At 42.9% G+C, this 12,747-nt stretch carries 12 protein-coding genes and 1 other RNA gene; 11 read left to right on the plus strand and 2 right to left on the minus strand.

What is annotated here, in order from left to right:
* Positions 1-30 precede the first annotated feature (30 nt).
* Positions 31-570 carry a tRNA adenosine(34) deaminase TadA gene (gene tadA / locus ACZ5C4_RS03085; RefSeq protein ID WP_464519747.1) on the plus strand — a complete coding sequence of 180 codons (540 nt, stop codon included), beginning with the start codon at positions 31-33 and terminating at the stop codon, positions 568-570.
* Positions 571-597: 27 nt separating this feature from the next.
* On the opposite strand, the gene ffs is transcribed toward tadA, so the two are convergent.
* An RNA gene (ffs, locus tag ACZ5C4_RS03090) (signal recognition particle sRNA large type) lies at positions 598-859 on the minus strand.
* A gap of 46 nt (positions 860-905) precedes the next feature.
* On the opposite strand from ffs, the gene ACZ5C4_RS03095 reads away from it, so the two are divergent.
* The 7 genes from ACZ5C4_RS03095 (at position 906) to ACZ5C4_RS03125 (ending at position 8,207) form a co-directional block, all read left to right on the plus strand.
* Positions 906-2,618 carry a B12-binding domain-containing radical SAM protein gene (locus tag ACZ5C4_RS03095; protein WP_464519748.1) on the plus strand — a complete coding sequence of 571 codons (1,713 nt, stop codon included), beginning with the start codon at positions 906-908 and terminating at the stop codon, positions 2,616-2,618.
* A gap of 9 nt (positions 2,619-2,627) precedes the next feature.
* Positions 2,628-3,254 (plus strand): endonuclease III, encoded by a 627-nt coding sequence (nth, locus tag ACZ5C4_RS03100; RefSeq protein ID WP_464519749.1) that lies wholly within the window; start codon positions 2,628-2,630, stop codon positions 3,252-3,254.
* 186 nt (positions 3,255-3,440) lie between these two features.
* A complete protein-coding gene (locus tag ACZ5C4_RS03105; RefSeq protein WP_464519750.1) occupies positions 3,441-4,958 on the plus strand; it encodes a VanW family protein in 1,518 nt (505 codons plus the stop codon).
* Between the two features lie 7 nt (positions 4,959-4,965).
* A complete protein-coding gene (locus tag ACZ5C4_RS03110; protein ID WP_464519751.1) occupies positions 4,966-5,997 on the plus strand; it encodes an AIR synthase related protein in 1,032 nt (343 codons plus the stop codon).
* Positions 5,998-6,026: 29 nt separating this feature from the next.
* Positions 6,027-6,524 carry an Lrp/AsnC family transcriptional regulator gene (locus tag ACZ5C4_RS03115; RefSeq protein WP_186876355.1) on the plus strand — a complete coding sequence of 166 codons (498 nt, stop codon included), beginning with the start codon at positions 6,027-6,029 and terminating at the stop codon, positions 6,522-6,524.
* Positions 6,524-7,693, plus strand: coding sequence for an aminotransferase class I/II-fold pyridoxal phosphate-dependent enzyme (locus tag ACZ5C4_RS03120; protein WP_464519752.1), 1,170 nt, complete (start codon positions 6,524-6,526; stop codon positions 7,691-7,693). The genes ACZ5C4_RS03115 and ACZ5C4_RS03120 overlap by 1 nt, the downstream gene beginning before the upstream one ends.
* Positions 7,694-7,712: 19 nt before the next feature.
* Positions 7,713-8,207 carry a tRNA (cytidine(34)-2'-O)-methyltransferase gene (locus tag ACZ5C4_RS03125; protein ID WP_464519753.1) on the plus strand — a complete coding sequence of 165 codons (495 nt, stop codon included), beginning with the start codon at positions 7,713-7,715 and terminating at the stop codon, positions 8,205-8,207.
* A gap of 40 nt (positions 8,208-8,247) precedes the next feature.
* Here ACZ5C4_RS03125 and ACZ5C4_RS03130 read toward each other — a convergent pair whose 3' ends face one another.
* Positions 8,248-8,601, minus strand: a complete 354-nt coding sequence (locus ACZ5C4_RS03130; RefSeq protein WP_464519754.1) for an MmcQ/YjbR family DNA-binding protein — start codon at positions 8,599-8,601, stop codon at positions 8,248-8,250.
* A gap of 1,205 nt (positions 8,602-9,806) precedes the next feature.
* On the opposite strand from ACZ5C4_RS03130, the gene ACZ5C4_RS03135 reads away from it, so the two are divergent.
* The 3 genes from ACZ5C4_RS03135 (at position 9,807) to ACZ5C4_RS03145 (ending at position 12,708) form a co-directional block, all read left to right on the plus strand.
* On the plus strand, positions 9,807-10,298 hold the full coding sequence (locus tag ACZ5C4_RS03135) for a PTS sugar transporter subunit IIA (RefSeq protein ID WP_464519755.1): 492 nt from the start codon (positions 9,807-9,809) through the stop codon (positions 10,296-10,298).
* A 3-nt stretch (positions 10,299-10,301) separates the two neighbouring features.
* The gene (locus tag ACZ5C4_RS03140) at positions 10,302-11,150 is read left to right on the plus strand and encodes a PRD domain-containing protein (protein WP_464519756.1); all 849 of its coding nucleotides are present in this window, start codon (positions 10,302-10,304) and stop codon (positions 11,148-11,150) included.
* 172 nt (positions 11,151-11,322) lie between these two features.
* Complete coding sequence (locus tag ACZ5C4_RS03145) at positions 11,323-12,708, plus strand: PTS transporter subunit EIIC (protein ID WP_464519757.1); 1,386 nt, start codon at positions 11,323-11,325, stop codon at positions 12,706-12,708.
* Positions 12,709-12,747 lie beyond the last annotated feature (39 nt).

The following is a 12,747-nucleotide window of genomic DNA, read 5'->3' on the forward strand; positions in this document are numbered from 1 at the left end:
AAGAAATTGAAAAGGAACAGGTTGCAGAATATGGGTAGAGAAACGCTGGAAACTGAGGAAGAATTAAGAAGTCTTCAAAGAAAGACAGATGAAAAATATATGAAAGAAGCGTTGAAGCAGGCGAAAAAGGCATACGCACTGGAGGAGACACCAATCGGCTGTGTGATTGTGAGGGATAACCGGATTATTGCCAGGGGATATAACAGACGTAATACAGATAAAAGCCCTCTCGCACATGCAGAAATCGCGGCGATTAAAAGAGCGAGTAAAAAGACGGGAGACTGGAGGCTGGAAGACTGTACTTTATATGTGACTCTGGAACCATGCCAGATGTGCGCGGGAGCGATTGTACAGGCACGAATGAAGCGTGTCGTAGTGGGATGTATGAACCCAAAAGCGGGATGCGCCGGTTCTGTGCTGAATTTGCTGCAGATGGAAGCATTCAACCATCAGGCAGCGCTTACAACAGGAATATTAGAAGAAGAATGCAGCCAAATGATGAAACAGTTTTTCAGAGAGTTGAGACAGAAAAAAACACTGCGTCCCAAACAGTCAAAAGAAGCTGAATAAAGGAAAGCAGTGCTGCTAGTCTTTTTTATGTGCATTGCGCTTCGAACCAGGTTCATAAACGTTACCCCGACAGTTAACTCAGCTCAGGCACCCTCACGGCACCCGGGAGGTTCTGCTTAGTGCTGCTTCGTTCCCGACCTGACACAGTTCACAGATTCCCGTCGCGTAAGACCCAGGCATCAACATCACTTATCGGGGGCAGCTTTACAAACTTTCGCCCTCTGCGCAATATCACCCCTGCTATAGCGGATTGCAGGTACAAGGTACCGCTAACACCCCGGCTGCACAGGTTCTAATTTTACATTGTTTTTTTTAAAATGTCAATGGAGGAGAGCATGAAAGTTTTATTGGCTGCAATAAATGCAAAATATATACATTCCAATCTGGCTGTCTACAGTCTTAAGGCATATGCAGAAAAGTTCGGATATAAGGCCAAAATCGCTGAATATACAATCAATCAGCCGCTAAATGAGCTGTTAGGAGAGCTGTTTGAGCAAAAACCAGACGTCATATGCTTCTCCTGTTATCTTTGGAACATTTCCTATGTAAAGGCGCTTCTTAAGGAACTTCCCAAAATTTTGCCCGAGGTACGGCTGTGGCTGGGCGGGCCGGAGGTATCTTTCAATGCCAAACAAATGCTTGCAGAGTATCCGCAGCTAGAAGGCATTATGTGCGGAGAGGGAGAAGAGACATTTCGGGAACTGATGGAACATTTTGAACAGGGGCGGCCGGAATTGGATAAGATACGCGGAATTGTATTTTGCAGAAAGACGGATGGAAAAATCATAGAGACGTCTCCAAGACAGGTGATGGATCTCAATGCGGTTCCATTTGTCTATGAGAACCTGGATTGCTTTGCAAATAAGATTGTGTATTATGAATCGAGCCGAGGCTGCCCGTTTTCGTGCAGCTATTGTCTGTCCTCCATAGATAAATGCCTGCGGTTTCGAGACACAAAGAAAGTGAAGGAGGAACTGCAATTTTTGATAGACAGCGAGGTGCCGCAGGTAAAATTTGTAGATCGTACATTTAATTGCAGGCGGGATCATGCAATGGAAATATGGACCTATTTAATGGAGCATGACAGGGGGATTACAAATTTTCATTTTGAAATTGCGGCGGATTTGTTGAGTGAAGAGGAGCTGGAGCTGATTGGGAAAATGCGCCCAGGACTGATTCAGCTTGAAATTGGGATTCAGTCTACCAATGAAGACACAATCAGAGAAATTCGAAGGACAATGCAGTTTTCGCGGGTGAAAGAGGTGGTGAAGCAGATACAGGAAAGGGGAAACGTACACCAGCATTTAGATCTGATTGCAGGGCTTCCCTTTGAAAATATGGCAAGTTTTAAAAAATCGTTCTGTGATGTATATGCTCTGAAGCCGGAACAATTACAGCTTGGCTTTTTAAAAGTTTTAAAAGGCTCCTGGATGCATGAGAAGGCAGAAGATTATGGGCTTTTATATCAGGACATGCCGCCCTATGAAGTACTCTCTACCAGGTGGATAGCGTATGGAGAAATCCGCAGGTTAAAAAAGATAGAAGAAATGGTAGAGGTGTACTATAACAGCAGGCAGTTTGAATATACGATAGAACTGTTAGAACAGGAATATTCGGATGCATTTACCATGTATGAAGCGATTGCGGCGTATTATGAGAAAGAAAATCTGGACAAAATAAACCATTCCAGACTGGCAAGATATGAGATTTTGTTTGCATTTATAGAAAAATCCCAGATACGAGATATAGAGAGCTACAGGCAGTCGCTGCTGCTGGACCTATATATGAGAGAAAATGTGAAACGGCGCCCCTGTTTCGTACAGGAGATACAGATAACAAAAGAGGAAGCAAGAAGATTCTATGAAAAGGAAGCGCAGGAATTCCATTATCTGAAGGGGTATGAACAGTACGACAGAATGCAGATACGTAAAATGACGCATTTAGAATGGATAGGAGGAAAGCTTCTTCTGTTTGACTATCAGAACAGAAATAAGCTTACCCACCAGGCGGCAGTATATGAGATTACAGAGGATACAGGAGAGGTTTAAGCGATAAAGATGAAGAAACGTACAGAGGAAATTATAAAAATATTGGATGAACAGTTTGGAACAGAATACGTCTGTTACCTGCATTATGAGACGGCGTGGCAGCTTTTGATTGCGACTATGCTAAGCGCACAGTGTACGGACGCGCGCGTCAATATTGTAACGGCAGACCTGTTCCAGAAATATGATACATTGGAAAAGTTTGCAAATGCAGATTTAAAGGAACTGGAACAGGATATTAAACCGACAGGATTTTATCATAATAAAGCAAAAAATATCATAGCGTGTACGAAGGCGCTGGTAGAACGGTTTGGCGGGGAGGTTCCCAGAAGCCTGGAGGACTTGACGTCTCTTGCGGGGGTAGGAAGAAAGACAGCGAATGTCATACGGGGGAATATTTACCATGATGCCAGTGTAGTGGTAGACACCCATGTAAAGAGAATTTCGAAAAGGCTGGGGCTTACTGTGAATGAAGATCCAGAAAAAATAGAGCAGGATCTGATGAAGGAGCTGCCAAAGGATCACTGGATTTTGTATAATATCCAGATCATCACCTTTGGGCGGACTGTCTGTACGGCGAGAAGTCCCAAATGTGAACAGTGCCGCTTGCAAAAATACTGTAAAGAGTATAAAATGTAGTTTATTATAATTAGATGAAGTTTCATAAGGAGTGGAATAAATGAATTTATATGATAAAAAATTCAGAAAAATTGTTTCTATTGGAATTCTTGTGATCATTGTGGCAATGATTCTGACAATGGTTTTGCCATATATCATATAATGCAGGTGGTATAAAGAAAGTGTGTGAGTAAGGCGGGGGAATGTATGAACAAGAAGAGAAAAAAACACAAAAGTGTCAGAAGCTATAAGCCGGATAGAAGGGCGATCTTGGGTCTGCTCTTTGTTCTTGCCTGCGCAGTTTGTGTCATTGTGCTTGTTCAGCTTTACTTACATAAAACAATTGATAAATATGAAAAGAATGTCATTATAAAAGGGGTATCTATCGGGACAACCGACGTCTCAGGCATGACAAAAGAGGAGGCAAAAAGCGCTGTTTTAGCAGATACAGAAAGCTGTGGACAAGAGCAGCTTATATTGACATTAGAAAACGGAAACCAGGGAGAGGCAACCTTGGCAGAGTTGGGGCTTACTGTAAAGGAGCTGGACAGCGTGATTCAAAAAGCGGCAGATTACGGAAAAGTCGGAAATGCAGTGAGCTGTTTTAAAATTTTAAAAAATTCTGAAAAGGGTAAAGAGAAGAAACGCTTCACCATTGCGTACCAGGTGACGGAAGAAGATGCGAAAAGGATACTGGAAGAACGTTTAAATCCCCTTTTGAAGCTTCCGGCCAATGCCCGTGTGACACAGGATGAAAACGGCGTAGTTGTAGTGGAGGAACAGCCAGGAGAGATACTGGATATAGAAAAGACAGTCAAAAATATCAACCAGTTTTTGGATAAGAAATGGGATAAAAAGGGCGGTACAGTGCAAGCAGAGGTCAGTCATACGGAACCGGATATAACAACAGAGGATTTGGAGGGGATAACGGATCTGCTTGGAAGCTTTACTACATATTATGGAAATGACGGTTCCGGCCGATCCCTGAATGTAGAGTCTGGGGCAAACCATATAAACGCTGCTCTGCTTCAGCCTGGAGAAGAGATCTCTGTCAATGGGGCGATGGAGCCCTACACAGAAGAGAATGGATATTATCCGGCAGCATCCTATGAAGGAGATCGGGTGGTCGAGTCTATGGGTGGGGGAATTTGCCAGGTATCGACGACACTGTACAATGCAGTGCTAAGGGCAGAGCTGGAGGTGACAGAGCGTCATCCCCATTCTATGCTGGTTTCCTACGTAGAGCCGTCTATGGACGCGGCGATTGCAGAGGATATACTGGACTTTAAATTTAAGAACAACTATGGCAGTCCGATCTATATCGAAACAGTCCTTTCTGACGGTTCCCTGACATTTAACATCTATGGAAAAGAGACAAGGAACGAGAATCGGTCTGTAGAATATGTAAGTGAAACATTAGAGACAGAGGAGCCGGAAGGGAAACGGTTTGTTGCCACAGAGGATGCGATTGGATATATAGCAACACAAAGCGAGGCGCATACGGGCATGACTGCGCAGCTTTGGAAGGTTGTCTATGAAGACGGACAGGAGGTAAGCCGAGACGTCATTAATTACAGTCAGTATGTGTCCTCAAAGGAAACGATCGGAGTGGGGACTGCATCGGACAATCAAGAAGCTGTTGAAAAAATAAACGCCGTCATTGAGACACAGGACGAGGACAAGATACAAAAGGCGATCCAGGAGATTACAGACGGAAATGGATAAAAAATAAATGAAACAAGAAGAAAATAAAGAGAGGGCTTCCATGAAGATTGGAAATCTATCGCAAACCGTGTGGAAACGGGATATAAAAAAGAAAATACAGATGAGACGCAAAGAGGTACTCTTTCCGATTACGATGGAAGAAAAAACTTCTGCCCTTGTCTCTGGAGGTAAGGCACACAGTGAAGCCTTTGTGTGGGCGGATGCATCTGTAAGTGGAACAACCGAGAAGCTTGGACAATATGCCATTCTTCGCGCGGCAAATGACGTCGCTGCGAAAGGAGCAGAGCCAATAGGGGTGTCTGTGCAGGTTTTAAGTCCTGCGGAAGAAAAGGAAGAAAAAATCGTACATATGGCAGCGGCAATGGAGGAAATGTGCGAAAAATTAAACCTTCAGATAACCTGTATAAGAGCAGAGGGCAGTCCTTCTGTCTTGCAAAATATTGTCTGTGTAACAGTGGCAGGCTTTTTAGATGCCGCTGTTCCTGCAAAAGACGCACGTCCGGGCAGGGAGATTCTTCTGTGCGGCTATGCCGGACTGGAAGGAACCCTGCTGATTGCGCAGGAAGCAGAGGAAGAGCTGGACAGACGTTTTACCCCTGCGTTTTTGCGTCAGACAAAGGAAAAGGAAAAATGGCTGTGCACACCGACTGTGATTCAAGGAGCATTCGCACATGGTGCCAAAACAGCGCGGCAGATAGGAAGCGGTGGGATTCTGGCAGCTCTTTGGGAGCTTGGGGAACGTTTTAACATAGGAATGGAAATAGAATTTTCAGACATTCTTATTTGCCAGGAGACAGTGGAAATTTGTGAGTATTACCAGCTAAATCCATATCAGATGACTTCTGCCGGAAGCTTGCTTATCACCACAGATAAAAGTACAGAACTGCTGGCGTTTTTTAAGCAGGTGGGAATACGAGCCAGAAGGCTTGGGGTTATCACGGATGACAATGTCCGGATAATCACAAGCGGCACAGAAAAAAGGTATCTCGACAGGCCGGCGCCGGACGAATGGCTGCGCTGGCAAAGCGACAGAGAATAGAAAAAATAAGAAAATCAGGAGGCAGTGACATGAATCAGAATGATTTGAGACTGGAAATATTAAAGTACCTGGAAAAGAACAGTCGGGTAGATTTGGGAGAACTTGCGGTACTGCTTGGCGTATCGGAAGTGGATATTGCAAACGCTATGTCCAATATGGAACAGGAAAAAATTATCTGCGGATACCATACATTGGTTGATTGGGATAAGGCCGGAGTGGAAAAAGTAACGGCCCTGATAGAAGTACGTGTAACACCGCAGAGAGACAGAGGATTTGACAGGATTGCAGAACGGATTTATAAATATCCGGAAGTATTTTCCGTATATCTGATTTCCGGAGGATATGATCTGCTTGTTACATTAGAAGGAAAGACACTCAAAGAAGTATCCCGCTTTGTTTCAGAGAAGCTTTCTACTATAGATGAAGTCATCAGTACTGCCACATACTTCATATTAAAAAAATATAAAGATTACGGAACCATCATGGGGCCGAAAAAAGAATCTGAGAGAATGAAGGTGACACCATAATGCGGACACCCTTATCAAAAAAAATTATTGATATTCAGCCTTCTGGAATCCGGAAGTTTTTCGATGTGGCAAATGAAATGGAAGATGCGATCTCACTGGGGGTAGGTGAGCCGGATTTCGATACACCGTGGAGAATACGAGAAGAGGGCATTTTTTCGTTGGAAAGAGGACGGACATTTTATACGTCCAATGCGGGGCTTCAGGAATTAAGAGATGAGATTTGCCGTTATCTGGAACGGAAAATCCATGTGTCTTATCATTCTAAGACAGAAACGCTTGTAACGGTCGGCGGAAGCGAGGCGATAGACATTGGGCTTCGCTGTATGCTGGATCCGGGCGACGAGGTTTTGATTCCGCAGCCTAGTTATGTGTCCTATCTGCCATGTACCGTTATGGCGGACGGGGTGCCGGTGATTATTCCCCTCCAGTATGGAAATGAATTTAAACTGACAGTGGAAGATCTGGAAAAATATGCGACGGAAAAGACAAAAGTGCTGGTTATGCCATTTCCAAACAATCCCACCGGTTCGATTATGACGTGGGAAGATTTAGAGCCGATCGCGCGGTTTGTAAAAGAGCATGATCTGTATGTAATGTCGGATGAAATCTATTCAGAACTCAGCTACAAGGGGGAGCATGTTTCGATCGCGAGCCTGCCTGGTATGCGGGAGAGAACAATTGTAATCAATGGATTTTCCAAAGGCTTTGCTATGACTGGATGGAGGCTGGGATATTGCTGTGGGCCGGCGGCGATCATTGAACAGATGACAAAGCTGCATCAGTTTGCAATTATGTGTGCCCCTACAACCAGCCAGTATGCGGCGGTAGAAGGCTTAAGGAACTGCGAGAATGAGGTGGAAGAAATGCGCAAGGCATATAACCAGAGAAGGCGCTTTCTTATGCATGAATTTGCCAGAATGGGTCTGGAGTGTTTTGAGCCGTTCGGCGCGTTCTATGTATTTCCGAGTATCAGGGAATTCGGCATGACATCTGAAGAATTTGCAACCCGTCTTCTCAAGGAAGAAAAGGTGGCGGTTGTGCCGGGGACGGCATTCGGCGAATGTGGAGAAGGCTTCCTTCGGATTTCTTATGCATATTCCCTGGAAGATCTAAAAGAAGCGCTGGGCAGGCTTGGGCATTTTATTCAGCGCCTGCGCAACGAAAGATAGGGCAGAAAGGAAATACCATATGCTAAACATTGTACTGCTCGAACCGGAGATACCGGCAAATACCGGAAATATTGGACGTACCTGTGTAGCGACAAATACGCGCCTGCATCTGATAGAGCCATTCGGATTTAAGCTGAATGAGAAGGCATTAAAACGTGCCGGAATGGATTATTGGAAAGATTTGGACGTCAGAACATATATTGATTTCGAGGATTTTAAAAAGCAAAATCCAGGCGCGAAAATCTATATGGCAACGACCAAAGCGCCGAAGGTATATACGGAAGTAAGGTATGAACCAGACTGCTATATCATGTTCGGGAAAGAAAGCGCGGGGATTCCGGAGGAAATACTTGTAGAATATAAAGAAAACTGCGTGCGGATTCCAATGGCAGGAGACATTCGTTCGCTGAACCTCGGAAATTCGGTTGCAGTTATTTTGTATGAGGCGCTTAGACAGCAGAAATTTGCAGATCTGGAGGTTACAGGCCATCTGCATAGGTTAAGCTGGGAGTAAAAGAAGAGAAGTCCCTAACAGGGCTTCTTTTTTTCTTTTATCAAACAGTTAATTTAAAACTTATATCAAGAAGCAGTTTTACTGTTTCGGCGCTGACAGTTCCATCTAATGCGACAGAAATCCAGTGCGCCTTATTCATATGATAGGCCGGATAAATGCCTGGCTTTTCCCGAAAAGAACCAAGCGTGACAGGGTCACATTTTACATTCAAAAGCTCCAGATACTCCATACCAGGCAGGCCCAGCTTTTCTTTAGGCACAGTCATACATAACGCAAACCATTTTTTGTTGCGGGTATGGCGGAAAACCATGTAATCTGGATACTTTGCCCAAGGAAAATCAGGATAGGTATGGTAAGCCTCAGCGATATATTCTTTTAATTCTATTTTGTTCATTTTTCACTCTTATCTCCTATCGTTATCCTGTCAAAGACAGAAATGTTCCTGCTTTGGATTATAAATCAGTTTTTATTATTGCTATAATATCATTCCATTATCTGGCAAACAATAAATGAAAGCTATGGGGCCAGGACAACCTCATAAAAAATATCCATCTGGAGAATGTTCCTCTGGATGGATATTTTTAAACGTTTTCTGCAATTTTCTTTCCTGTAAGATACTCTATTTCTGGCAAAATCGCATACTTCCTTTTTCTATGCGTCTATGTTTTTTTCGATGGTCTGATAAGTGATCAGCCTTTCCGGCTCATCTTTTTCAGTATAAGAAAAATAGTCTTTTATTTTTTCGTGCAGAATTGCCTGGTTTGTTTTCATTGCAAGGCAATAATGCTCGTTCTGTTCCACAATCTACTTTGCAATATGTTTTTGGTAGCCGATTGTATCTAACGTTAACACACACTCTGTAATACCCAGTTCCTTCAGCAATTTTGGGATTTCTTTAATCTCATTGGTTTCCCCCACTTTTAACTGCCCAATGGAAAGACCATAATTTCTCCAATATGCGGATATGATATAGAGGATGCTCCCGCCTTATACTGCCGCCGCACGTACAGCCCTTTTATCAATGGCAACTCATCATTGTGGCTCCAGTTTCTTATTTTTCTGGATGGTTGACAACACATCACGAATCCAAGGATAAAACATCTGCATAAACTTTTCGGGTTCTATAGTCGCAAACACACGAAGATAAAGTGTCGACAAAGGAAACCCCATATTTTAAATCCAGCATCTTAGAAAAATAAGACTCTTGAAGTTTCATAAAAAAGCCATGTTTTCCGCATCTGTGTATCCACATAAAATTGCATAGATACTCATAACGACGATATCCTCAAGATTATGCCTTAATCCACAGTTATTTCTGTTATCTTTAAATCGGAAAAATACACCCTCATTTCCATCATAAAAATCATTTTTTATGCGGTTACCCTGAGTATAGGGATATTTCTTCTTGACAAAAGTTGTACATTTTGATATAAGATTTATATAAGGACTGTAACTCCAAGCGGAGGCATGACCTTGATAAAGACATTTGTGTTTTTATTGGTTATGATCTGCTTGTTTTTTTATATAAAAATACTGTTCCGGTCATAAATACCAATAATCCACTTATCATCAAGAATCAGGAGGTATACGACAGAAATTATGTTTAAGCTGAGTTTTTTAAGTGTTGGTTCTGAACCGGACGACACGAATCTGTATTCCCCGGCACAGGGGAATTGTTTGGACATCACCGCATGTCCGGACGCGACATTTTCTAAGAAGATACTTGGGGATGGGTTTATGGTCATTCCGGAGACTAATATGATTTGTTCTCCTTGTGACGGAACAGTAGAGAATATTTTTCCGACGTTGCACGCCTTTGGCATCAGGATGAAGAACGAAGCGGAAGTTATGATTCACATTGGCCTGGAGACGGTAAAGTTAAACGGAAACGGATTTCGGACATTCGTTCAAAAAGGGGATACTGTAAAAGCCGGAGAGCCACTGGCAGAATTTGACGCCGCGTTTATGAAGGAGAAGCAGATCGATATGTCTACAATGGTTGTGCTGCTCGGAACGGCCGAGGCTCCCCACACGAAGCTGAATCTTAATAAGCACGTCAATATTAAAGATATGGTTATAAGGATTGATTAATGTATGAAATTAATTAAAAAAATCAACAATAATTTTGCTCTTGCGGAAGATTCAAAAGGCGAAATTATTATTGTAAACGGGAAAGGCATCGGCTTTTTGAAAATGCCCTGTGAAGCCACAGACTTAGATATCATTAGCCGCACGTATTATTCAACAGATTCCCGGGTTTATGAGCTGATCAAAAAGCTCCCGGAAGAGGTGATGGCTGTTTCAGAAACTATTTACGATATAGCGCGTAAGAGGCTGGGACAGGCGTTGAACAGCAATTTAATTTTCACTTTGGCGGATCATATCCATTTTGCAATCGTAAGAACAGATCGGGGAATCCGGTTTGGAGCCGGCGTTGTTTACGAAGTCCGTTACCAGTATCCGAAAGAATATGAAATCGGCGAATGGGCGCTAGACTATATCAACTATACGCTGAGAGCGAATCTGCCGCCTGAAGAAGCTTCGATTATCGCGATGCATCTGGCAGAAGGGAAGAACAATGTCGAACCGGAGAATTTTGATCAGAAAGCAAAAAATGACGAAATAATAAAATCGATCCTATTTATTGTGGAGCAGCAGATGGGCATTATCATCAATAAAAGCAGCTTTGACTACTACCGTTTCCTAATGCATCTTCAATATCTGCTGCAGAGGGGCATCACAGGATATCTGAAAACAGAGAATGAAAAGATGTTTCAGGAAGTGAAAGAGCAATATTCAGAAGTCTATGAATGCTCACTGAAAATCAAAGAATATCTGGCAGAGCAGACATGCGAAGAACTCTCAGATGAAGAATGTTTATATCTTATGTTGCACATTAATCGCTTATGTATAGCCGGGGACTGTAACCGGAATCGGGCATGACCTCATAAATGTAATCAATACTTATTCTGTATTGTTATGTTTATGGGGTTTTTTATTTCTATCAAGCAGAAGGAGAATACTGTTCTATTGCAGCACGAAAACTTGAAGGTGTGAACCACTTTCATTACTATTTTTGTGCCGTTAACTGAAAGACGGCAGAATGGAGATTATTATGAAGAATTATAAAGAGCTTTGCACTGTGCTGATCGAATTGGTCGGCGGTAAAAGTAACATTAAAGACGTCCTGCACTGTATGACTCGCCTCAGATTCACCTTAAAGGACAGAGGCCTTGCAAAAATGGATGAGATTGAAAAGACAGACGGCGTACTTGGAATCATCAAAAGCGAGGGTGAACTGCAGGTTATTATCGGCCCTATGGTAACGGATGTTTATCATCAGTTAGTCGAAATTCTTAATATTGAGGCAGACCGCCCCGACAACCCGGCTTTAGAGGGCGAACGGAAGAAGATGGGCATAAAGGATATTGGTAATAATATTATAAATGCAATCGCCGGCTGTTTCGGCCCGCTGGTTCCTATCTTCTTTATACTGGGTATATTTAATACCATCGCTATTATAATCGGGCCCAATCTCTTGAATATTGTTTCTGAAGAATCTGATATTTATACGAACTTTTACTGGATCGGGCAGGCTATCCTCTACTTTCTGCCTGTATATATTGCCTACGCTGCTTCTAAAAGATTTAAAGTCAACACGCTGATCTCTTTGACAATTGCTGCGTTTATGTTATATCCATCATTTGTATCGCTTATTGATGCCGGAACCGGATATACATTTTTCGGCATACCCATAACGCTCGTTAATTATTCTGCTTCTGTAATCCCGATTTTTTTGTCTGTATGGATTCAGTCATATATCGAGCGTATTATTAATAAATACCTGCCAAACACATTAAAATCAATACTCGAAGCCGCACTGGTTGTGGCCGTACTGCTTCCCATTACTTTAATTGCCATCGGTCCTCTCGGCACCTGGATCGGCATCGCGCTCTCCTGGTGTCTGGACACGCTCAATCATATTGCCGGGCCTTTGGCTACGACACTGGAAGGAGCCACCTCCCTTTTGGGAACAGGAATGGGGTTTACACGTCCTATCTTTTTTGCTGGAGTCACAACCCTCACGGAGCAGGGGGTAGAACGGATTATTCTACCAAGCTGCTTCATTATCCAAAACTGGTGTACGTTTGGAGCGACAGCAGCTTTTATTATTCGTTCGAAAACAAAACAGGATAAAACATTAGGTATCACTTGTTTTACCTCATCTTTTCTGGGGGGAGTATCAGAACCAGCTATATATGGTATCTTTTTTAACCACAAAAAGATCATGGCGGCAACGATGATCGGTGGTGCTGCGGCAGGGTTGTTCTGCGGTATTATGAAAGTTGCGGTTTATTATTTCGGGCCTTCCTCTTTTTTAGGTGTTTTAAGCGCCATTGGCAGCGGCGGAATGGGTAATTTCTATAACGCATGTATTATGGCCGGCATCGCATGTATCGTATCCTTTGTACTGACGCTTATTTTATACAAAGGGGAATAGAAGACCGTTTTATCGTGTCATTGTCAATCTGAAAAAAAT

Source organism: Mediterraneibacter flintii (genome assembly GCF_055387595.1).

Excerpts from the sequence above, each read along its gene's own strand:
- ACZ5C4_RS03120 (WP_464519752.1), top strand. The coding sequence starts at position 6,524 with ATGCGGACACCCTTATCAAAAAAAATTATTGATATTCAGCCTTCTGGA.
- ACZ5C4_RS03135 (WP_464519755.1), top strand. The coding sequence starts at position 9,807 with ATGTTTAAGCTGAGTTTTTTAAGTGTTGGTTCTGAACCGGACGACACG.
- ACZ5C4_RS03115 (WP_186876355.1), top strand. The coding sequence starts at position 6,027 with ATGAATCAGAATGATTTGAGACTGGAAATATTAAAGTACCTGGAAAAG.
- ACZ5C4_RS03110 (WP_464519751.1), top strand. The coding sequence starts at position 4,966 with ATGAAACAAGAAGAAAATAAAGAGAGGGCTTCCATGAAGATTGGAAAT.
- ACZ5C4_RS03095 (WP_464519748.1), top strand. The coding sequence starts at position 906 with ATGAAAGTTTTATTGGCTGCAATAAATGCAAAATATATACATTCCAAT.
- ACZ5C4_RS03105 (WP_464519750.1), top strand. The coding sequence starts at position 3,441 with ATGAACAAGAAGAGAAAAAAACACAAAAGTGTCAGAAGCTATAAGCCG.
- ACZ5C4_RS03140 (WP_464519756.1), top strand. The coding sequence starts at position 10,302 with ATGAAATTAATTAAAAAAATCAACAATAATTTTGCTCTTGCGGAAGAT.
- tadA (WP_464519747.1), top strand. The coding sequence starts at position 31 with ATGGGTAGAGAAACGCTGGAAACTGAGGAAGAATTAAGAAGTCTTCAA.
- ACZ5C4_RS03125 (WP_464519753.1), top strand. The coding sequence starts at position 7,713 with ATGCTAAACATTGTACTGCTCGAACCGGAGATACCGGCAAATACCGGA.
- ACZ5C4_RS03145 (WP_464519757.1), top strand. The coding sequence starts at position 11,323 with ATGAAGAATTATAAAGAGCTTTGCACTGTGCTGATCGAATTGGTCGGC.
- ACZ5C4_RS03130 (WP_464519754.1), bottom strand. The coding sequence starts at position 8,601 with ATGAACAAAATAGAATTAAAAGAATATATCGCTGAGGCTTACCATACC.
- nth (WP_464519749.1), top strand. The coding sequence starts at position 2,628 with ATGAAGAAACGTACAGAGGAAATTATAAAAATATTGGATGAACAGTTT.